The organism is Cohnella baijiui, assembly GCF_020731285.1.
In the GTDB taxonomy this organism is placed as follows: Bacteria; Bacillota; Bacilli; order Paenibacillales; family Paenibacillaceae; genus Cohnella.
This window is the reverse complement of record NZ_JAJFOW010000002.1, coordinates 198,454-221,109: the sequence shown is the minus strand read 5'-3', so window position 1 is coordinate 221,109 and position 22,656 is coordinate 198,454. Positions and strand designations below refer to the sequence as shown.

The following is a 22,656-nucleotide window of genomic DNA, read 5'->3' as shown; positions in this document are numbered from 1 at the left end:
CCATAGGATGTCGCTTGCTTCCCTACATTTCATACTTTGGTAACAAATATAGCACGAAGTAGTCATCAGTTTCCTGGTACTCCCTTGCTAAAATGTACGATGTAACGTCAAGCGGATGAGAGGGAGGTGCTTCATGCCTGCTCGAATCAAAATCATTTCATGCATCAGCATTATCCTCTTGCTGATCATGATATCCTTGCTTTTCATCCGGATGACTGTGCGGCCTCCCGGGAATACAAGGGTGATTCTGGACCATTCCTTGCAGATGGTCATTACTCCGCCTTGCTTTAACTCGGCAAAAGTCACGAACAATATAACGGACTCCAAGCTCTCGCGGGCTATGAAGCTGCAGTACAAGCCGGATTCGACCTGCACGGAAGAGTCGCTGGCTGGTTTGAAGATGACATTGCTCCAGGTTCTCATGGAAAAGATCGGAGTAAAAAAGGGGGCATGGGATTGGTGAACAGAAAGCTACATAAGGCATTATCGGTATTGATAATGATTGCGGCGGTTCTGATCCTGTTGTCGGGTTGCTCGTATTTTGACATGAAATCCGCTCATGGCGATGTCCCGGACATTATTGACGTAAACATCGAGACTAGCCCGGATCAACTCTTACCGAATCAGCCGGTCACGATTAGCGCGATCATTTCACAGGGAGGGGATGCGGTCAACGATGCCAACAAGGTCGAATTTGAAGTATGGAAGCGGGGGGAGAAAAATCACGAAAAACGGAAGGGGAAGCATCAGGGAGAGGGCAAATACAGCATAGAAAGAACGTTCCCTTCGGACGGCATTTATTATGTTATCGCACATGTATCTGCCCGCGATATGCATAACATGCCGCGCCGCCAATTGATTGTCGGCACCGTTTCAGATGATGAGATCGCACAGGCGAATGCCAAACCGGATCAGAGTACGTATATGCATTGATGTTTCTTATCTAATCATATTTTTCGGGGTAAAGGAGGAAGGATAATGAGAATAAGATTGATTTTATTTACGATCTCTATCGTAACCGTTCTAGCATTGGCCGCATGCGGAGGCCATTCGAGTCGGCAGAAGCAAGATGGCCCAACCGCCACGACGGATTCAGATTCATCCATGACCAGCACCTTGTATAAGCAAAATTGTTTGTCTTGCCATGCCGCCGATCTAAGCGGGAAAGTCGGTCCGAACTTGAAAACCATCGGGTCAAGGCTGTCCAAGGAAGAGATCGCGGAGAAAATAACCAAGGGAACCGGCGGAATGCCTTCCTTTCAAAAACGTTTATCCGCGGAGGACATTGATGCAATCGCATCCTGGCTGGCCGACAAGAAGTAAGAGGAGGGTATGACTTTGATTCAAACCAGAAATGGGTTCATTCTTGCAGCATTCCTTGTTTGCGTTCTGCTCATCGCTGCTTGCGGGGATGGCAAGCCGAACAAGCTCCAGTATCAACTCGAATCTTTTCAATACACGGATCAGGAAGGAAATCCGAAAACTCTTTCGGATCTGAAGGGCAAGGTTTGGGTAGCCGATTTTATGTTTACGCACTGCACCACCGTATGTCCCTTGTTGACCGCCAATATGGCGGAGCTGCAGCAGGAACTGAAAGACGCGGGAATCGAGGCTGAGCTTGTCTCGTTTTCCGTCGACCCGGAGAATGATCATCCTGAAGCGATCAAAACCTATATGAGTAAGTTCAGCGATGACCTCACGAACTGGCATGGGCTTACGGGGTATTCGTTCGATGACATCCAAAGCTATGGCCGTAATAATTTCAAAATGGCGATACAGAAAGATACGGCTTCCGGACAAGTGATCCATGGCACCTCATTCTTTCTAGTTGACCAGACGGGAACCGTCGTTACCTCCTATGATGGTCAGGAGCCACCGTTCGATAAGATCAAAAAAGACATAAAAGCTTTGAAGCGCTAAACTGCATCTGCACATGATTGATCGGAATTGAAACCATGAACGGGAATAGGAGAGGGAACTATGGTTATTCCGGGAGGGATAGGGACAAGACGTGAGATCCACAACCCGGTATTGCTCGATTGGATCCGTAAACGCCATGAAGAGGTTCAATGGACGACTTCCGTTTGTACAGGGGCTTTGCTGCTGGCCAAGGCCGGACTGCTTGACGCAAACGCGCGACAACGCATTGGGCAAGCCTTGAAAGGATGAGAAACGGATATCCCGAAGTAACCGTCGTCGAAGGTGTGTAGTTTGTGGACGAGGGTCGAACTCGCATGAGAGAAAGAGCAAGCAGTCAAGGTTTAAACTTTATGCTGATTTTAACGGTTCGGCCGACCGGTTTCCTTTCGAGCAGCCCTTAAAGCGGTCCGCGTTCAAAATTTACTTTAATGTTCCCCCAAGCCAGCCATCCGGCTGGCTTTTACATTTTTCCTATTTAGGTTGTCGGACCTCCGAAACCGCGCCTGGCTTTGATACAGGGCATCAATCGGAAAGGCTCTCAAGTCTGCAAGGTAGGTACAATTGCGGTTTCAACCGTACAGTTTTCCCGCAATCCGCCGACTCGCGATTTCTGCCCCGGATATCGGACAATTCGTACGATAAACGACCAAGTTGTACCTATCTTGGGAATGGTGCCCTGATCTACAATCGTTGTACGGTAAGCGCTCTCATAACTGATAGTCCCAGGGAAAGGAGGTTGCGAAGAGAGCGCGCCAGACCGTCTCTCGCGGTCGAAGGACTTTTCTGCATAAGGGCAAGACCACTTTTCATTCAAAGGGGTTGCAGAAATTGAACCATCATTCACACCGGCGTCGCAAGGGTTGGATCGGACTGCTGCTCGCGATCATCGTCGTTGCGCAGATCGGATTCGTCGGCCCGAGGCCGAACGTAGCGGCGGCAGCCGACAACGGACTGGCCTTGAAGCCGTACATGGGTTGGAGCAGCTATAGTCTGCAGGTGTACGACGGCCAAGCCGGCAATTGGATCTCCGAAGCGAAAATCAAGAAGATGTCTGACGCCATGCACGAGAAGCTGCAAGCTCACGGCTATAACTATATCAATATCGATGCGGGCTGGAACGGCAGCATGGACGGCTACGGCCGACCGATCCCGAGCGCGCAGCTGTATCCCGGCGGATTCGAGAATCTCGTCGACTACGTGCACCGCAACGGGCAGAAGCTCGGGATCTATCTCATTCCGGGCGTATCCCCGGCCGCGGTCGAGCGGAACCTCCCGATCTACGATCCTTCGGGGCCGTCCGGCTGCACGATTGGGGACATTGTTGTCAAGCCGTACAAATATGCGGATTACTGGAATCTCGGATACAAGATCGACTTCAGCAACCCCTGCGCGCAGAAATATATCGATTCGATCGCCGATCTCATCGCTTCATGGGGCGTCGACTTCGTCAAATTCGATAGCGTGACGCCCGGCTCCGGGCATAACGACACCTCCATCGACGCCCGCGACGACGTCAAGGCATGGTCTCAGGCGCTGAGCAAGCATCGTATCTGGTTCGAGCTCAGCTGGGCGCTCGATCACAATTACGCGGATTATTGGAAGCAGTACGCCAACGGCTGGCGCGTGGACTGGGATGTGGAAGCGTACGACCGCAACGTCGGGATGACGCAATGGAGCAATATCGCCAGGCTGTTCCCGGACGCGGCGCTGTGGTGGCGCGATGCCGGCCCCGGGGGATGGAACGACTTCGACTCTCTCAACGTCGGCAACGGCGCGACCTCCGGGCTGACCAAGGACGAGCGCCAGACGGCCATGACGCTGTGGGCCGCCTCGTCCGCGCAGCTCTACACCGGCGACGACCTGTCCAATCTGGACGCGTACGGTCTCAGTCTGCTGACCAACGACGAAGTCATCGCCGTCCAACAGGCCGGCCATCCGGTGCATCCCGTGTCGACGGCGACCGACCAGCAAGCTTGGTATGCCAACAACGGCGACGGGACGTACACGGTAGCCTTGTTCAACCTCGGCAGCAAAGGCGCGACGGTCGGCGTCAACTGGCGGGATATCGGGTTGGACGGATCCGCCTCCGTACGCGATCTGTGGAGCCACGAGGAGCTCGGTACCTATGATGCCGGCATCGCGCCCGTCTACCTGGAGCCGCATGCTTCCCGGCTGTTCAAGGTTACGGCCAAGAGCGGCACGTCCGCGGTCAACGACGACGACACCGGCATGAGATACGCCGGAACGTGGACGCGCAATGGCGGCAACGAGCTGGTGCGGGACGCGCAGGACCTGACTGTCCTCGTCGCGGATTCGTCGCCGGCAGGCGCTTCGCAACAGACCGCCGAAGGGACGGTCAGCGACAATCAGGCGCAGCCGGACGCGTTGGCCGCGGATGCCGCGGATCCCGCCGCGGTCTCCCATACCGTCCTGATTAACGACAACGATCCGGCGATCCAATATGCCAACCGCTGGGGCTACAGCAGCGGACGCTCGTTCGGCGACTACATGGGCGACGTCCACTACGGAGAGCCCGACAACGGCACGCAGCCGGAGGCTTCGTATACGTTCAGCGGCATGGGCATCGAGGTGCTGGTCGAAATGAGCCCCAGCAGCGGCAAGTTGGACGTCTATGTCGACGGCGAATTCAAGGAGACAGTCGACGCCGAAAGCCCGACGCAGGCGGGCCAATATGCCGTGTACGGCATCTCGGGCCTGGATCAAGGGCCGCACACGATCAAGATCGCGCGGAACGACGGCGGCCAGTACTACTTCTTGCTCGACGCCTTCAAGGTGACGACGGACACGCTGCTTGGAACGCCTTCGTCGAACAGCTTCAACAAGGATCAACCTGTGGACGTCGCGACGCCGCTCCCGTTCGGCTCCGCATCGCTCGCCGGCATCAAGAACGGCGCGGCGGCGCTGCAGCTTGGCACCGACTATGCGGTCAGCGACAACGTCGTGTCGATCAAGTCGGACTACCTGATGCGGCAGCCATCCGGCCAGTCGGCCGAGTTGACGTTCGAATTTGCCGGAGGCGATACGCAGCGGCTGACCTTGGCGATCTCAGGAACGTCGATCGACCCGACGGCCGCCAGCTTCGACAAGCGTCCGTCGGCCCAGTCCGATCTCGCGGTGAAGCTGACCCTCCCCGACGGCAACAGTCTGACCGGCATTAAAAACGGGGACGGCAGCCTGAAGGAAGGCGAAGATTATGCCGTAGCCGGCGACGTCGTCCATATTCTGAAGGCGTATCTAGCGAGCCTCCCGATCGGAGTGACGACGTTGACGTTCGAGTTCGCCCGCAGCGACGCGCGGACGCTTGCCGTCACGGTGAGCAATTCGTCCTCGCCGGGGCGCTACGCGATGGTCAACGACGACGATCCCGCCATCCGGTACACCGGGGCATGGAACCGCAGCAGCGGCCGCAACTTCGGGGATTACAAAGACGATGTGCATTGGGTCGAGAACAACGGGGACTTTTTCACGTATACGTTCCAGGGGACGGGCATCGACTTATTAACCGAAGTCGATCAGGGCCAAGGGAATATCGAGGTCTATATCGACGACGCGAGCCAAGGCTTGTTCAGCACCTATGAGGCGAATGCCCACAACAAGCCGCTACAGACTGTCTTCTCCATCTCCGGGCTCGCGAACGGTCTCCATACGATCAAAGCGGTAAAGCGATCTGGCCAATTCATGCTGCTGGACGCGCTGCGGGTGCAGCTCCCTGATCTGCTCGACGTCTCTTCGGTCGACTACGACAAGGCCGCTGCCGGGCAGACGGGCTTAAGCGTGAACGTGCTCGCCAGCATCGATAGCTTGACCGGCATCTCGAACGGCGCGAACGCGCTCGTCCGCGACGCGGACTATACGGTCGAAGGCGGCCGGGTTACGATCCTGCCGGCCTATCTGGCGGCGCAGCCGGTCGGCACGACGAAGCTGACGTTCAGCTTCGCAGGCGACTATGGCGACGATGTGCACGCATCTGCGGAGAACGGCGCGTTCTTCCAGTACACGTTCAAGGGCACCGGCGTGGAGCTGCTGTTTCCGACCGGCCCTAGGCAAGGCAATATGGACGTCTATATCGACGGACAGCTGAGACAGACCGTCAGCGCCTACGCGGCGGCTCGCAATGCGCAGCAGCAGCTGTTCGCGATCAGCGGTCTGACCGACGGCACGCATACGATCAAGGTCGTCAAAGCGTCGGGCGAGCTGATGCTCGTGGACGCGCTCCGATTCGCCGTGCCGGTATCCGCAAGCGGGCCGGATCCCGGCTCCCCGGGCGACGGTGGCGGCGGCGGTGGGGGCGGTAATGGCGGTGGCGGCAGCGGAACCGTCGATACGACGCCGATCGTCACCGTTAAGCGGACGCAGCAGCCAGATGGAACCTTCAAAGACGAGGCGAAGCTCACGGGCGACATCGCAAAAGCGCTGATCGACCGGCAGCAAGCGTCCGGCTCGAAAGCGATCGTCGTCGCCATCCCGGATGCGAAGGACGAGGCCTCGTTGGCCAGCGTGACGCTGGACCAAGACGCGGTCGGCCGGATCGCCCGCAGCGGGCTCGATCTGGACCTCGATACGGCCAACGTGAAGATCCATATCCCGAACGCCTCCCTCCAAGGACTGGACGGCGACGTGATCTTCAAGCTCGTGCCGGTCAGATCGACGGAGCGAGGGGCGCAGATCGCGCAGCGCGCGAACGGGACGACGATCGTCACCGCGGCGACGGGCGGCGCCAAGGTCGCGCTGAACGGACGGCCGATAGAGATCGAGACGAACCTGCAGAATCGCGAAGTGACGCTCATGCTTCCGCTGCAAGGCGGCAATCCGAGCGCAGCTGAGCTCGGACGGCTCGGCGTCTACATCGAGCACGGCGACGGCACGAAGGAATTCAAGAGAGGAAGCGTCGCGGCATTCGGCGACAGCGTTGGTCTCCGGTTCACGACTTCCAAGTTCAGCACGTTCGCGCTCGTCAAAGCGGCCGATACGTCCGCCGCCGCGCATGCCGCCTATATCCAAGGCTTCGAAGGCGGACTGTTCAAGCCGGAGAAAGTCATCACCCGCGCCGAGATGGCGACGATCCTGTCCCGTGTCGCCACGCGCGATGGCGGCGGATCGCCCCGCACATACAGCGACGTTAAGCCGGGGCACTGGGCAGCGGAAGCGATCGCCCAGGCGACGGTCATGGGACTGATGAACGGCTTTGCCGACGGCACGTCCAAGCCGGAGCAGCCGATCACCCGCGCCGAGATGGCGGTCCTCGCCGTACGCGTCACGGCAGCTTCGTCGGCGCCGGGCGAAGGCTTCAAGGACACGATCGGCAGTTGGGCGGAGAACGAGATCCGAACCGCGCAAGGCGCAGACTACCTTAAAGGCTACGAAGACGGCACATTCCGGCCGAATGATTCGTTGACACGGGCCGAAGCGGTCGTCATCCTTAACCGGACGTTAAGCCGAGGGCCGCTCAACGGCCTCGAGCAGTCACCGTGGCGGGACGTTCCAAGCAGCCACTGGGCCGTTCGCGACATCCTCGAAGCCTCGGTCGACCACAACTTCGCGCCGGCCGATAGCGGCGGAGAGCAACAGACCCCTTAATCTCGGATTGGCACGCGAAGAAGCCGAAACGTCTCCTCACCCGGAGCGTTTCGGCTTCTTGCTTTCCCGCACGCATCCAGCTCGATCAAGGCCGCCCCGACGGCATCGCCCGCCCCGGATTTTATACGCTTCTAGTCCATGTCACGCTCTCGAGCGCATCGGAATTAAAATTAGTACCAAATTCATTTAATCCATTCCATTTTATTGATTGCGGTTGCGAGTATCATTATTTACATGACATAAAAAAAGGGATGATCAAATTGAAAGCGGTTTTAGACAACGAAGACCCTATCCAAATGAGCCGAAAAATCCTCCGAAAAAATGGCTTCTTACATGCCTTAAAAAGAGATTATCTGCTGTATGGACTCTTACTGCTGCCAATCGCGTATTTGATCATCTTTAAATATGCTCCCATATACGGCATTTTAATGGCGTTTCAAGATTACAACATCTTTCAGGGAATCGGCGGGAGCGAGTGGGTTGGGCTTGACGTCTTCAAATTCATTTTTCACCAAAATAGCTTTTACCGTGCGCTTACCAATACACTTGTTCTAAACCTTCTGGATCTGGTAGCGGGTTTCCCGGCACCGATCATACTGGCCATTTTGTTGTTTGAAATCCGGTATGTGAAATTTAAAAAAGCGACCCAAACGGTTCTGTATTTGCCGCACTTCTTGTCGTGGATCATTATCGGAGGCATGGTGTATCTGATTTTTTCCTCACACGGCATGGCGAATAGCTTGTTAAACGGCCTTGGTTTGGGCAGTATCGAGTTTCTTTCTCAAAAAACGAACTGGCTGGTCATGTATGTCATTGTTGGGATCTGGCAAAATGCGGGATGGGGTACAATCCTATATTTAGCCGCAATGACGGGGATCAATAGGGAGCTATTCGAGGCGTCAGATATCGATGGATGCAGCAGACTTCGTAAGATCTGGCATATTACTTTGCCCGGAATTAAGCATACCATTATTATTTTGCTGATTCTCCAAATCGGCAGGATGGTCTCGATCGGATTTGATCGGCCATTTGTGATGGGAAATTCACTGGTAAGCGAATACTCCGATGTCATCAGTACGTTTGTATACCGGGTAGGCATTGGTTCCGGGGATTTTTCGCAGGCTACGGCAGTCGGGCTATTTCAGTCTGTGGTAGGGTTGATATTTTTAGTGACAGCCAATTATATCGCTAAGAAAGTCGGCGAGCAGGGAATTTGGTAAGGAGGGTGAGACTGTTGAGCAGCAAACGAAAAACGAATGCGGCAGATATCGTGATGGTCGTATTTCTTACTGGCGTAGCGATTACTTGTCTGGTTCCATTTTTATATATGATTGCTCTTTCGCTAAGCTCGAATAATGCGATTATTTCGCAGAAGGTTAGTCTTTGGCCGGTAGAATTCACACTTGAAACCTATAAAACGATCTTAAGCGATACCGAAATGATTTATACGCTGGGCTACACGATCGTGCTTACCGTTTTGTATACATTCGCTTGCATGTTCTTAACGATCTGTGCAGCGTATCCGCTTACAAAGAAAAGATTAAAAGGAAGAAACACGATCTTAACTCTGATGATCTTTACCATGTATTTTGGCGGAGGTTTAATACCTACCTACATTCTGGTAAAGAACCTGGCATTGACAAATACGATGATGGGCTTGATTTTGCCTGGTGCGATGAGCGTTTTCAATATGATTATTCTCAAAACCTTCTTTACAGAGCTTCCGGAAAACCTGGAAGAATCGGCAGCTATCGATGGCTGCAACGATCTGGGGATCCTTGTACGAATTGTGCTTCCGTTATCTTTGCCTGCGATCGCAACGTTAAGCCTCTTTTACGCGGTGGACAGATGGAACGGTTTCCAGGACGCGCTTTTTTATATTACCGATAAGCATCTGTTTCCGATTCAATTGAAACTGTACCAAATCATTTCGGCCAATCAACAGTTAGATACCCAGCAAGGCGAGGGCAGCGTCGGAGCTTATATTGTTCCCGAGTCGCTGAAAGCTGCAAGCGTCATGTTTGCAACCGTTCCCATCCTACTTGTTTACCCTAAACTTCAAAAATATTTTGTTGATGGCGTCATGACGGGGGCCATTAAGGGGTGATATCCCGGGCGATCCCTGCAGAAAGGGGGGTGAATTCTCTGCCGATCAGGCAGGAAAAGAAAAAGAAGCGACTCCACTCCGGAGAGGCGCTCAAACGGATGGCAGCAAATCTTTAACATGACTATTTGAAGAAGGAAGGGTTAACATGAAAGTGAAAAAAATGTTGGTTCCATTGTCGGCTTTGACGTTATTGACAAGTGTATTGGCAGCGTGCTCGAACTCCAACCATGAGGCAAAAGAAAGCGGGCCATCTTCATCGTCTACGTCAACGTCAACATCGTCGACAGAGAAAAAGCCTTCGGGTTCGCCGGTTACCCTGACTGTGGAAATATTTGATAGAGGCATACAGGGGCAGCCGGACTTGAACAACAATACTTGGACCAGATACATCAATGAACATTTCGGAAAGCCGAACAATGCGGTCGTGAAATTCGTTCCGGTCCCCAGATCGCAGGAAGTGGACAAGCTCAATGTACTGATGGCATCTGGCGAGGCACCGGATATCTCGTTTACTTATGACAACACGACCGTTTACAGGTACGCTAAAATGAACGGCATTATGCAATTGAATGATTTGATGGCTGAGCACGGCAAGGACTTAACGAATTATTTGGGGGAAAAAGTTCTTTCTTATGGCGTTTATAACGGGAAACAGATGGCGATACCCGCCAAAAGGACTTCCCTGGCCTGGGGCGGCATGTTTATCAGAAAGGATTGGCTCGATAAATTGGGGCTGCCGCTTCCGACAACCCGAGATGAATTATATAATGCTTTAGTTGCATTCAGAGATAAAAATCCCGGAGGCGTCGATGGAGTGATCCCTTGGGGATTGGCAGCAACCGGTATGAACTACGGAACCGGAAATTTAGTTGACTCTTTCTGGAAAGCGCAGTCGGAGGAAGAATTCGTTACGGGTACGGGATGGCTGAGACCCGGAAACAAGGAAGCGATGAAATATCTCAACAAGCTCTATAATGAAAAATTAATCAGCCCTGATTTTGCCTTGGATAAAACGGCCAAGCAAGTGGATGCAGACGTTACAAACGGCAAAGTCGGATTCTTCAGCGCCAACTGGGACTATCCGTTAAGGCAAAATATCAGCGAACCCTTAAAAGCGAATGTGCCTGAAGCAAATTATGTTCCGATCGACACGTTTAAGAATGATGAAGGAAAGTACAAGAAAATCGCGTACAACGAAAACGGAATCAATATCATCATCCCCAAGAGCAGTAAAAATGCGGAACTGGCCATTAAATATCTCAACTGGATGTCCAGCCCCGACGTCTTATTCTTCCTGCAATACGGGGAGGAAGGGGTGAACCACAAGATGAATGCGAATGGGATTCCGGAGGTAATCAACCAAACAGGGGACAATATGCAAACCAGCTATTTGAATCTTGATTATACCTTGGTTGTAAATGGCGTGGAGCTTGGCGACCCGGAGAAGAATATCAAAGCTTTGGCTGCGACGGCTCCCGGATTGGAAGAGGTTGCAGAACAATCGTACAAAATCAATACGACGGACACCTACACAGGCTTCTACTTTGATACGCCAAATGAGGCCAACATTAAGTTTGGGAAAACGCTTGGCGATTTGAACAAGCAAATGACGGATAAGCTGATTTCCTGCAAGCCTGCAGAATTCGACAATTTGTATGATAAGATGGTTGCGGAGTATATGGCGGCAGGCGGGCAGGCCGTTGCGGATGAAAGCATAAAAATTTACAAAGCGATGCAAGCGAATAAAAAGTGAAAATGAGATAGGCATATAGGCCGTTGATCCGATCAGCGGTCTATATCAATTTAACAGTGATCAAGGGGGTTCTTATGTATAGCGTTATTATTGTAGATGATGAACCTTGGGCCATAAAAGGAATACGGAATGTATTTGACTGGAAGAAGTACGGTTTCGAAATAACGGGTCAATTTACGAGCGCCCATCAGGCATTCGAGTTTATATGCGAGGAGAGTCCCGATCTGGTTTTTACGGATATCAGAATGCCTGAAATTTCCGGTCTCGACCTGATCGGGATGACCAAAAAAAAGGGATTGGATGTCGAGTTTGTGATTGTAAGCGGTTTCTCGGAATTCGCCTATGCGCAGGAGGCTTTAAGATATGGCGCGCTGGATTATTTCCTAAAGCCCATCGATATTGAAATGGCAGATCCCTTAATCGAAAAGCTGGCCTTGCACTTTTCCAAAAAGAGAAGTATTCGAAATAACTTCATTATAGAGGCGTTAACCTCAACGGATAAAAATGAACGAAAGCATTTAACGCAGCTTTTCGATGTTTCATCCAACGATTACTTTCGCGTGCTGATCATTTATTCGAATAGCGAGAAAACGGGTGAACGAAAGTTATTCGGTATGAAACATACAGTGGAAGTTGAACTTGGATCAAAAAAGACGCTGTATATTCTCAAAAGCGACAATAGAACGGATTTGGAAGATCGATTGGATGCGGCGGCTTTCACTGGTTCAGACATCAAAGCGGTAGGAATCAGCAGCATTTCGAATCGTTGCGAACATATTCCGAAGCTGATCAAAGAATCGGATCTCGCGGCGTCAAAAGTATTTTTGCATGAAGAAAACGGTATATTTTGGTACGAGCAAAAGATCAATCGGGTGAAGCCGTTCATCGATGAAATCTCTTCGATGATCCAGGAGAAGAAGTTTGAAGAAATGGATGACGTCATGTCGGGACTCCTGATCTTCTTCAAACATCATCATCTAGGCATGGGAGAGGTGGTTTATTTATGGAATCAAGTGGTCAGCGTATTGCTGGGCACCTTTTACGAAGAACTGAGGGACATGGAGCTTGATTTCCTGAATTACGCCGAACTGAAAGAGCGATTTGAGAATTTCGATTCATTATGCAGCTTCTTGCATGATGTTTTTACCTATATCAAGGAGCTGAACAACCAGCTTAGCAATGATGGCGATATCAACTCTTATTTTACCCAGATGGTCAAATACATCGATCAGAATTACCAGAGCAAGCTATATCTAAAAGATCTATCCGTAAAGTTCTTTATCAACCAAGTCTATTGCTGCCAACTGTTCAAAAAAAATCTGGGCAAAACCTTTTCGGAATATATCACGGATTTGAGGATCAAAAAAGCTTGCGGGTTATTGAAAAATACAGAACTGTCTATTGAAGAGATTGCCGCAAAAGTAGGATATGTGGATTACTATTATTTCAATAAAGTATTTAAGAAACAATGCGGGATAACGCCTTCGAGATTCAGAAAAAGTTGATCATCGGAGTGGAGAATGTGCAGATTAGCAGACTGAAACTGAAGCATCAGATCTTACTCATCTTTCTATTTGCCATTATTATTTTTACAACCATGGAGTGCTTTTTTTATTTCAGTTTTTATAATCTGACGCAGAAAAGAGCCGCCAATTATGGAAATACAATCATTGAACAAACGCGCCAAAAAATAGACTCCGTGTTCAACGATATCAAAGTCAGTACAAGCATTGCGGTCAACAATAAAAAAATACAAGAATTTACCATTGAAGACGATGATTATAAGAGGGATTTTGATTTAGGCACCTATGTCATTGATCTAATGGAATATATGAGGTCCTTTAATTCCTATGTGAACGGAATTGTGATTAACGATAAACAAGGAAGACGGGTTAGCAGTTTAGCAAACGCAAATGGAGATATTTTTTTTCTAAATCAATATGATGAATTTATTTATGCCTATAAAAATGACAGCGACTTTTTTAAAAGAGGAACGTTCACCCATCTATTAAAAGAAAAAAACACGGGGAAAGATTATTTCTTTTATTTAGCACCCATTATCGAATCGATTGGCGGGATCCATTTTTCTCAAAAAACAGGCTACTTTTCGGTCATGGTGAATATGGAAAAAATGCAAGAGCTAGTTGAGAATACGGAATTGACGCCTCATTCCACTTTGTATATTTTGAACAGCCGAAATGAGGTCGTTGCATCCAATAATGCAAATTTCCGCAACGTTTTATTCAAGGATATCCTTTCCGGTGATCGGACTAGTTTATCCAACGGGCTGAAAACCAAAATAAACGGGGAAGACGTACTCGTTCAAGAAATTGGCTTGGAGCAGGCGGAAGGGTGGAGCATCGTAAGCATCGTTCCGGTGCAAGAACTGACGACGGATATGAATGCGATTAAAAATACAAGTATTATAGCGGGAATTGGCATCATTCTAAGCTTGATCATTTTGGGGTACTTTTTCTTGAATAATCTGACACGACCTGTCATGGGGCTAGTAGCAGATATGAGAAAAATCGGTGAAAGAGATTTGGGCTTTCGAGTAAAGGTACGCTCGACCAATGAAGTCGGCGTTTTGGCCTATTCGATCAATAGCATGATCGATAAAATGGAAGACATGACGCGAAATATATTCAATACACAGGCGAGATTATATGAGTCGGAGTTGAGCAAGAAGCAGGCTGAATTTTCCGCCTTGCAAAGTCAAATCAATCCGCATTTCCTTTATAATACATTAAATTGCATCAGCAGCATTGGACTTGAATACGGAAGCAAGGAGATCGCGCAGATCGCCTCCTGTATGTCCAAGATCTTTCGATATAGCATTAAAAAGGACGATCTGGTTTTGATCAGTGAAGAAATTCAATGCATTAAGGCCTATATGAATATTATCTCCATTCGATATGAAGACAAGTTTTCGATGGAAATCAATGTGGATGACCAGCTCTTGGAAATGAAAACGCCTAAAATGATATTGCAGCCCATTGTTGAAAATTCAGTCTATCATGGACTGGAAAGTATGGACGCAGGAGGAAGTCTTAGGGTAAGCGGGAATATCGATGCGAATGGAGATGTATGCTTCCAGGTGTCGGATTCCGGAAAAGGCATAGGCAAGGATGAGCTGGAAGCCATCAAAGCGAAACTGAATATGGAATATTCGGAGAGAGCGGAAATCAGTCTTGCCGGAAAAAGTATCGGTCTATCGAATATCCATAATCGGATCAAGCTGCTGTTTGGAGAAGGGTATGGGGTAGAGATCGAAAGTCAGATGGGTGATGGCACGACAGTATTCGTTAAGATCCCCTATCTGGAAGAAAAAGGTTGATCCGGACCAACCGAACGATTTCCAAACTTCCCTTCAGTGCCAGAACCGCAGTCACGACCTTCAGCCATACGAGGACGTCCGGCTGATAGATGGTCGCGATATGCCATACCGGCACAACTTGCGTCAAACTCAAAATCAGGATGATAATCAGCCCCGCAAAATGAATAACGATATTGATTATCGCTTTGATCGATATTTCGGAACGGCCTGAATGGTCAGGATTCAGCGGCCCAAGGCAGCGCTTCGCCGTTCGAACGAACGCGTATAATAACCATGCGCTGAACAGGAGAATCAATCCGTTTACAAGCCAGTATTTCTGCGAAATGCTGAGACCGGATCCTCCAGTCGGTTGATCATTCAGCAAGTTGATGACCCCGGTAGCGATGTGGGTCGTCGTGATGATGTGCGATTTGAATAAAGTGGAATCGATCGCGTCAAGTACGTTGGCGAACACGATGACTCCCAGTTGTCGTTCCGGCACGATATAAGTTTGCGCTTGAAAGCCGATCGAGCCGCCCGGCTGGCCGATAACCGGCACACCGTTAATACGTGTTGTCATCCAACCCATGGCGTACGTTCCCGGAACGGGTTCGGTCTGCATCAACCGAATGCCTTCCGAAGAGAGCACGGAACGGTCTTCGAATCGGCCGCCGTTCATTTGGGCGATCAAGTAGTGGCTCATATCCTTCGCGCTCGTATAGAGGTAGCCGGCCGGCGCATCCCCCGCAATATACACATAGGGGCCATTGTAGGCAAAGTTGTATCCGAATATCCGACGGTAGGGCGTAGCGAGTCCGTGTTCAGCCGCTTCATCGAGCGTAACGAAGCTGTTTTGCATAGACAGAGGGCTGAAAATATGTTCCTTCACATAGTCGCCATAGGACTGGCCGGTCACTTGTTGCACAATATAGCCGAGCAGTACATAATTGGCGTTCGAATACCTGTAGGGATGTTCGGATGGCGTGGGTTGCTTTAAAAACTTTTCCGCATAAGACATGGCGTTTTTCTCCAGCGCATCTCGATAGGGATCGTTGGCGCTTGATAGCGTATTGCTGAAAGTCGAGATTTGGGTGAACCCGCTAGTTTGGTTAAGCAGCTGACGTACCGTAATGGACGCTGCACCGGCAAACTTGGCGTGAATATAGCGCTGTATAGGCGCGTCTAAATCGATTTTTCCCGCTTCGGCAAGTTGCAGGACGGCCATGGCCGTCATCGATTTGCCGATCGAACCTAACCCGAAAGGGGTATCAGGGGTTACAGGACGACCCGTCGAGTCGGCTTGGCCATATCCCTTCAGGTAAAGAATGCGATCCCCCTGTACAATCCCGAGAGACAAGCCCGGGAGATGCTGTCGTTTCATTTCGCGAGCAATATACGCATCCACATCGGAGAAGTCCGAAGCTCCCGATCGATCTGCTTGTTTGATTCCGTCACTTCGCGCCGAGCTGAACAGGGGCAAGATGGACAATCCGCACAAGAAAATCGCTAAAATCCTCATTCTCATTTTCATTTTCGTTGTCATTTCATCCCATCCCGGTTATTTCTGATGATTGGTTAGGCCTTGCATAATGAATTCGGCTAAATACTGAATCAACTTGGGGAAATGTTGAATACCGATGTCATCTTTGTGCATGTCGATGTAGACCAACGAATCCAAGAAAGCGGGCAATAGATCGTCGTCAATATCTGCCCTGATTTTCCCCTGAACCTGCCACTTTTTGAATAATTCCATGTAAAAACCACGAAAATAATCCATATTTTTGCTGACATCATTTCGATAGTATTGTTCAAGTCCTTTATAGAAATCCCGACTGTACCATTCTTTCAAAATGGGATTGGTATGAATGGCCTCGATATTCCTCGAGATCAGTTGATGAATGACGTCCACCGGCTCCTGATCCAAATCAATCGATTCCATGAGCCGTTTCTTGAAGCTCTCGTTCTCCTGGATATAAACTTCCAAGAACAGCTGCTCTTTGGAGGCATAATAGTTATAGAAAGTGCCAACGCCTATGCCGACGGCTTGGGCGATTTCTTTGATATTCGTTTTCTTGAATCCCTTTGTGCTGAACAAAGCCTTTCCGTGATTAAAAATGTCCGATTTGATATCCATTATCTCTATCCCTCATTCTTGTGAATGAATATTTAAAAATTCATTCACATTAAATCACACCCCTTGCTGCACTGTCAAACTTGCAGGCAGGATGGACCGTAGCTCGCTTACTGAAATGATAGCATGATTTTCCGGGTATTTATGAAATCCGCGAAAAGCGTAGAGGATCTGCATAAGTTCTCGACATTTGCAGTGTACACTGGCTGTGAATGGCAAGTCTGGTGGATCGGATTCAGGGATTTCGGTTTGTCACAACAACAATGAGGAGGATTTCACAATGAAAATGAAGCTCGTTTTATTCGTGCTCATTTGTTCCTTTCTGCTTGTGCCGGCGATTGCCTCTGCTGAAGCGACCAACGGCAATGTCGGATACGGGCTAACCCCCGGGCGGCTCTGGGCAACGACAGATGCGGGGTTGGGACTGATCAGCGCAATCCTTGCCGGGCTGTCTCTGGCCCGCTCCGCCGGTCGTTTCGGTGGCGGCGGCGGTCGACGTGGGGCCTCTGCGGCCATGGTGGTGGGCCTGATCGTCATTGCCTACGCCGGGGTGCATGTGACCCTGTTCCCAGGCGGTCCCGGCACCGGCGACGGGCGAGTCGGAGCCATCTTTGCCATCGTGTTGGGGCTGCTGAGCATCATCCTCGCCGGGGTCACGCTGATCCGCTCCCGCCGCGCCGGCTGACTTGACCATGGGGCTGGCCAAATTGAGGATAGGAGGGAAAGGGGATCGAGTGATGAAACGAATGGTAGAGAATGTATTCAATATTATCGACGTTGTCGGGAATGTTCTCATGATCGGAACGGGGCTTGTTTTTTTATTCCTCAAAAACAATGATGCTTTTCTAAGCTATTTGGATGCGAACTGGACCAAAAGCCAAAATGATTACACCCTTGATGAGTTGAGTCAAGCGGGGACGATGTTTATTCTGCCCGGAATCATTGGCCTTGTGCTGGGGATCCTGGCGATTTATTTATCGAAAAACAATCGGGATCGGAAGATTGTCGGATGGATGCTCCTTGTCATATCGGTCGGCAGCTGTTTTGTTTCGCTGTTTGCGGCCATACCCAATCTATTCTATATGATCGCAGGGATCATCATGTTGGTCGGGAATCCAAAGAAAATCAGAGCGTAACAAGTCATGACAGTTGACCGCCGGGATTGCGCCGTGTTACCCTTTTTTAAGAATGAGAAAGGGTGCTGAACGTGCTGTACATCAAGTACGTGAAACTCGTGCGAAAAGTTCGCTCCGTACAATCGAACGCGATGAAGCGTTGTACGGAGCTTAATCGGGGGGCGTAACGCTCCTTCTATTCATCGGCTGAATCGTCTTTCAAACAGCGTGGACCCCTACGCTTGTTTGCGTATGACGAATGAGCCGCTGAACTGTGATTAAGGGCCATCGACAGCGTTTTGTCGGTGGCTCTTTGTGCGTGCAGCGATTTTCGGCGGGTGATCGCCTTTTCGAAATCGCATGATTTTCGCCAAGCAGAGGGCCGGTGTCGCAAGCGATGCCGAACCCTCTGCTTTTTTATTTGACCAAGAAATGAGGAATCGCGATGAGTTTGCTGAAGGTCGAAAACTTGTCCCACAGTTTTGCGGATAAGAGGCTGTATGATAACGCCTCCTTTGATTTGTATAAAGGCGAACATATGGGGGTTGTCGGTCAAAACGGCTCCGGAAAGAGCACGCTGATCCGAATATTGACGGGGGACGTCGTGCCGGATCAAGGCACGGTGCAATGGCAATCCGACTTGAAGATCGGTCATCTGGACCAATACGCCGAATTAAGCGGCGGCCGGACCATTTCGGAATACCTCCAAACGGCGTTCGCGCCTCTATACGAAATCGAAACGAAGATGAACGAGCTGTATGGGGAATGTGCCGTTACCGGCGATGAGTCGAAAATGCTGCAGGCGGCCGCGTATCAGGAGCAGCTCGAAGCCCAGGATTTCTACACGATCGAAAGCCGGATCGGGAAAATGGCCGCCGGCTTGGGCATCGACGCTTTGGGAATGGACCGCCCCATTCGCGAACTAAGCGGCGGGCAGCGGGCAAAAGTGATCTTGGCGAAGCTGCTTGCCGAAAAACCGGACGTTTTGTTGTTGGATGAGCCGACCAACTTTCTGGATCAAAACCATGTGGACTGGTTGGCCGGCTTCCTGACGAATTTCGATGGCGCCTTGATTGTCGTTTCGCATGACTACGATTTTTTGGAAAGGATCTCTACCTGCGTCTGCGATATCGAATTCGGAACGATCCGAAAGTATTACGGCAGCTATTCGGACTTCCTCCGGCAAAAGGAGCACCAGCGGCAGGATTACGTTCGCCGGTTCGAGGCACAGCAAAAACACATTGCCAAAACGGAGGAGTACATCCGCAGAAATAGAGCCGGCGTCAACGCCAAAATCGCTCAAGGTCGCAAAAAGCAGCTTGAAAGGATGGATCGGCTGACGTCCCCGACATTTACCCACTCGCCGTCGATCCATTTCCGTGAAGGGCCGCTTACGGCTCAGGTTGCGCTTGCCGTTCACAATCTGGAGGTCGGATACCGTTCGTCCCTGCTGCCCCAATTGAATTTGAAGGTGGCCGGCGGTCAAAAGCTTGTCCTGACGGGCTTTAACGGAATCGGAAAATCCACCTTGCTGAAAACGCTGGTCGGACATCTTCCCGCCAGGGCCGGCTTTTACCGGTTTGCCGAGCAAGCATCAATCGGATATTACGAGCAGGCGTTGACATGGGAAAACGACGCGTTGACGCCCATTCAAGTCATTTCGGAGCGTTATCCGGAATTGAATGACAAAGAAATACGCCGGCAATTGGCGCTGTGCGGGGTGAGAGGGAACCTTGCTTCGCAGCCGATCGGAACTTTGAGCGGCGGGGAGCAATCGAAAGTGAAATTATGCAGGCTGCTGCTGTCCCCTTGCAACTTCTTAATTCTGGACGAACCGACCAATCACCTGGATGCGGAAACGAAAAAAGCGCTGCGAAACGCTTTGGCGCAGTTTTCGGGCAGCGTGCTGCTCGTATCCCACGAGGAGGGCTTCTACAAGGATTGGGTCGATCGCATCGTCCAATTGGATCGTATCTGAAACCCGCCACTTCCCTAAATCCGGCAAACCTCCTTCGGGCAGGCCGGGCAGGACGGGCAGCCGCAAATTTGCCGCAGCGCCGGCAGGTCGACGATCATGGGCTCGCCAGCGCCCCCGGCTTGCCGTACAGCAGCAGATCCCGGAGCTTCGACTCGGCGGCTGGCCCCGCTTTCTTATGGCGGCGTTGCTTCGGCGGCTTCGGTTCGTTCCAAACGCATGGAAACTCCGAATTTCTATATCTATTGTTAAAATTAGTACTTTAAGAAACCGCGTCTAACCCTTCATTATAAAGGAATGACATCGACAAGAGGGGTCTTGGACACGATGATGAATAAAATGATCATGCGCAAAACGTACCTTCGGGTATTTGTTACTTCGGCTATTTTAATAACGGTCATTGTTAGTGCATTTTCTCTCTATTTGGTACAAAGGTTCTCCCAATCTGCGCGGGATGAGGTTCTCTCGACCATTCAGAATCAGCTGAAGCAAGTGCAAAAAAGTGCCGAATTTACGCTGTACAAGCTTCGTTTATATGGCATGCGTATGTTCGCGGATGAATTGGTTCGAGAATGGTTTTCAAGCCCGAACGATCCGCAGCTTCTCGTTCGTCTGTCGAACAGTATGAAGGAATATGCCGCGTCCGAGCCTTTTATACAAAATATTTACTTAATCAGTGCAAGAGAGAACAGGGTATGGACACTGCGCGAGTCGATGTTCGACAATAAAGATTTTTTCGATCAGGCGCTTCTTCAGAAGGTAAGGAACGACAGGAGCCCTTATTTTCGTTTTCATGGGCATAGCGACGGAAAGCGGTCTTATATCTATTTGGCGATTCGCGATAACTCCATGAAAAATTCGGACGGATACCTGGTCATGATGGTCGATAAAAGCGATTTCGATCAAAATGTTTTGCAGTCCGAGATTTATAGCCAGATGCAGCTCATCGTAACGGATGACGCGGGGAACTTCATACTGGGGAACGATAACGAACCATTGCTGACGGCCATAAAAAAGTTCGGAGCAATGCCGGACAGCCGATTCGATTGGAAGGTAGACGGTCGAAAGTGGTTCGTGCACACCGCGCAAATCGAACCTGAGGGATGGTACGTATACCAGTTTACGCCTTGGGACGTCTGGCAGTTTAAGCTGAATGAGCTGCGTAACGCCATTTTGTTATCGGCAGGGGTCATGCTGACCCTGACGCTATTCTTTCTTTTTTGGGTTTCCCGCCGGCATTACATGCCATTCAGCGAGCTGATCGGCTTGGTTCAGCGCAATGGGACTGAGCCTGACGGTAGGGGCCGCCTTCAACCTGAACATCAAATCCTTCGTAGCGGGATCGGCAAGCTGGTAACTCAGGTCGAGCAAATGAATCAATCGGTTAAATCCAATCAGCAGATGATTCGAGAGGACATGCTGCGGCTGTGGATTCGCAATGGGACGCTGCCGGCAGTGTCGCGGGAATCGCTGATCGAACTGACGAAGGTTGCGAATGCAAAGCAGTTGGGACTCGCAGTAGTCAGAATCGAATATTATCCCTCGTTCGAAGAGAAGTATAACTACTATTCGAGAAAGCTTTTGAAATACGCCATGGGCAACATTGCACAGGAAACCTTGCGTTACCACGATGCTGATTGCGAAACTGTGGATTTTGACGATGACCATATCGTTTTGTTTTGGGCCAATACCATGTCCGAGGATGCCATCCATCGGATGCTGACCGAAGTGAAGGAAAATATCAACCGGTGTTTGAATATGGCTACGGTGTGCTCCTATCATTTGACTCATGAGCAGGACTTCAACCTTCAGTCCGTCTACCGGCAGGCACTGGAGTTTTCAATGCTCAAATTTTTAAACGGCGAAGACAAGATTTATGATGAGAGAGATTGGAGCAGGTTTCAATCGCAAAACTTGGAGCCGTTCTCTGACAAGTTGGTTCAACAGCTTCTTCAATCCGTAGGAAAAGGCGAGGAACATGAGGCGTTCCTTGTCATGGAGCAATTGTTTGCGCGCTTGCCGCACTTGCCCTTTGAAGAATGCAGATTTCAGCTTATACGGCTGGTTTATGAAATGAAAAAGATATTTTTGCGGGCAGGGACACTTCAGGACTTCGAAGGCGTTTCGCGCCAATTGGATCGCTTTGCCAACCTGAACGAGGTTTATACCTGGTTGAAGAAGGAGATTGTCGTCTTCAAGGAACGAAACCAGAAGCCGAACCGTGAGACACGCAAGGAGGATGTCGTCGCTTCCGTGGTCGATTACGTGAACCAACATTTGCAGGAAGCGGTGTTAACCATCGAAGAGATTGCCGAACATATCGGTCTTTCTCCGAACTATGTGCGCACGATATTCAAAGATATTTTACAGATCTCGCTCTCGGAGTTCATTCTCGGCTTGCGGATTGAAAAGGCTAAAAAATTGTTGCACTCGACGGAATGGCCGATTACCCAAATCATGGATTCTTCGGGGTTCCAGACGAAGAGTCATTTCTTCACGGTGTTCAAGAAGGCGACAGGAAAGACCCCCATGCAATACCGATTTGAAGCGGACGATCACAGAATGTAAATAAGGATTCCATAAAGAACCTCGATTTCATGGACCGATGAAATCGAGGTTCTTTTGCGTTTTGTGATAACGAGAACCGGCAAAAACCGCGTGAAAACAGCTTTTTGATAGAACGAGAACTATGCAGGACCGAGAATCATCCGATAAGATGGGGGCACTGAAAGGGGAGGGCA

The 22,656-nt window shown here is 50.4% G+C and carries 16 protein-coding genes and 1 pseudogene; 15 read left to right on the top strand and 2 right to left on the bottom strand.

Going from position 1 to position 22,656, the window contains the following annotated elements:
- Positions 1-133 precede the first annotated feature (133 nt).
- From LKX83_RS02775 to LKX83_RS02725, 11 genes and pseudogenes are all read left to right on the top strand, one after another.
- On the top strand, positions 134-463 hold the full coding sequence (locus LKX83_RS02775) for a hypothetical protein (protein ID WP_227880651.1): 330 nt from the start codon (positions 134-136) through the stop codon (positions 461-463).
- Positions 460-933 carry a FixH family protein gene (locus LKX83_RS02770; protein ID WP_227880650.1) on the top strand — a complete coding sequence of 158 codons (474 nt, stop codon included), beginning with the start codon at positions 460-462 and terminating at the stop codon, positions 931-933. Before LKX83_RS02775 ends, LKX83_RS02770 begins: the two co-directional genes overlap by 4 nt.
- 45 nt (positions 934-978) lie before the next feature.
- Positions 979-1,323: a c-type cytochrome gene (locus LKX83_RS34105; RefSeq protein WP_304518289.1), complete on the top strand. Its 345-nt coding sequence runs from the start codon at positions 979-981 to the stop codon at positions 1,321-1,323.
- Positions 1,324-1,338: 15 nt separating this feature from the next.
- A complete protein-coding gene (locus LKX83_RS02760) occupies positions 1,339-1,920 on the top strand; it encodes an SCO family protein (RefSeq protein WP_227880649.1) in 582 nt (193 codons plus the stop codon).
- Between the two features lie 60 nt (positions 1,921-1,980).
- Positions 1,981-2,207: pseudogene (locus LKX83_RS02755) on the top strand (DJ-1/PfpI family protein); the annotation flags it as partial.
- Between the two features lie 541 nt (positions 2,208-2,748).
- On the top strand, positions 2,749-7,518 hold the full coding sequence (locus LKX83_RS02750; RefSeq protein WP_227880647.1) for a X2-like carbohydrate binding domain-containing protein: 4,770 nt from the start codon (positions 2,749-2,751) through the stop codon (positions 7,516-7,518).
- A gap of 296 nt (positions 7,519-7,814) precedes the next feature.
- A complete protein-coding gene (locus LKX83_RS02745; RefSeq protein WP_370639017.1) occupies positions 7,815-8,738 on the top strand; it encodes an ABC transporter permease in 924 nt (307 codons plus the stop codon).
- A gap of 14 nt (positions 8,739-8,752) precedes the next feature.
- The gene (locus LKX83_RS02740; RefSeq protein ID WP_370639007.1) at positions 8,753-9,625 is read left to right on the top strand and encodes a carbohydrate ABC transporter permease; all 873 of its coding nucleotides are present in this window, start codon (positions 8,753-8,755) and stop codon (positions 9,623-9,625) included.
- Between the two features lie 145 nt (positions 9,626-9,770).
- Positions 9,771-11,378, top strand: a complete 1,608-nt coding sequence (locus LKX83_RS02735) for an extracellular solute-binding protein (protein ID WP_227880645.1) — start codon at positions 9,771-9,773, stop codon at positions 11,376-11,378.
- Between the two features lie 74 nt (positions 11,379-11,452).
- Entirely contained in the window at positions 11,453-12,883 is a 1,431-nt protein-coding gene (locus tag LKX83_RS02730) for a response regulator (protein ID WP_227880644.1), read from the top strand.
- Between the two features lie 17 nt (positions 12,884-12,900).
- Positions 12,901-14,715 carry a sensor histidine kinase gene (locus tag LKX83_RS02725; RefSeq protein ID WP_227880643.1) on the top strand — a complete coding sequence of 605 codons (1,815 nt, stop codon included), beginning with the start codon at positions 12,901-12,903 and terminating at the stop codon, positions 14,713-14,715.
- Here the strand turns inward: LKX83_RS02725 and LKX83_RS02720 are convergent.
- Together LKX83_RS02720 and LKX83_RS02715 are read right to left on the bottom strand one after the other, a co-directional pair.
- Positions 14,684-16,237, bottom strand: a complete 1,554-nt coding sequence (locus LKX83_RS02720) for a serine hydrolase domain-containing protein (protein ID WP_227880642.1) — start codon at positions 16,235-16,237, stop codon at positions 14,684-14,686. The two genes, LKX83_RS02725 and LKX83_RS02720, sit on opposite strands and share 32 nt — an antisense overlap.
- Positions 16,238-16,252: 15 nt before the next feature.
- Positions 16,253-16,828 (bottom strand): TetR/AcrR family transcriptional regulator, encoded by a 576-nt coding sequence (locus LKX83_RS02715; RefSeq protein ID WP_227880641.1) that lies wholly within the window; start codon positions 16,826-16,828, stop codon positions 16,253-16,255.
- 277 nt (positions 16,829-17,105) lie between these two features.
- Here LKX83_RS02715 and LKX83_RS02710 point away from each other — a divergent pair, with 277 nt between their 5' ends.
- The 4 genes from LKX83_RS02710 (at position 17,106) to LKX83_RS02695 (ending at position 22,483) form a co-directional block, all read left to right on the top strand.
- Complete coding sequence (locus tag LKX83_RS02710; protein ID WP_227880640.1) at positions 17,106-17,510, top strand: DUF6223 family protein; 405 nt, start codon at positions 17,106-17,108, stop codon at positions 17,508-17,510.
- A gap of 52 nt (positions 17,511-17,562) precedes the next feature.
- Positions 17,563-17,961: a DUF4064 domain-containing protein gene (locus tag LKX83_RS02705; protein ID WP_227880639.1), complete on the top strand. Its 399-nt coding sequence runs from the start codon at positions 17,563-17,565 to the stop codon at positions 17,959-17,961.
- Between the two features lie 424 nt (positions 17,962-18,385).
- Entirely contained in the window at positions 18,386-19,918 is a 1,533-nt protein-coding gene (locus tag LKX83_RS02700) for an ABC-F family ATP-binding cassette domain-containing protein (protein WP_227880638.1), read from the top strand.
- A gap of 324 nt (positions 19,919-20,242) precedes the next feature.
- Positions 20,243-22,483 carry an AraC family transcriptional regulator gene (locus LKX83_RS02695; protein WP_227880637.1) on the top strand — a complete coding sequence of 747 codons (2,241 nt, stop codon included), beginning with the start codon at positions 20,243-20,245 and terminating at the stop codon, positions 22,481-22,483.
- Positions 22,484-22,656 lie beyond the last annotated feature (173 nt).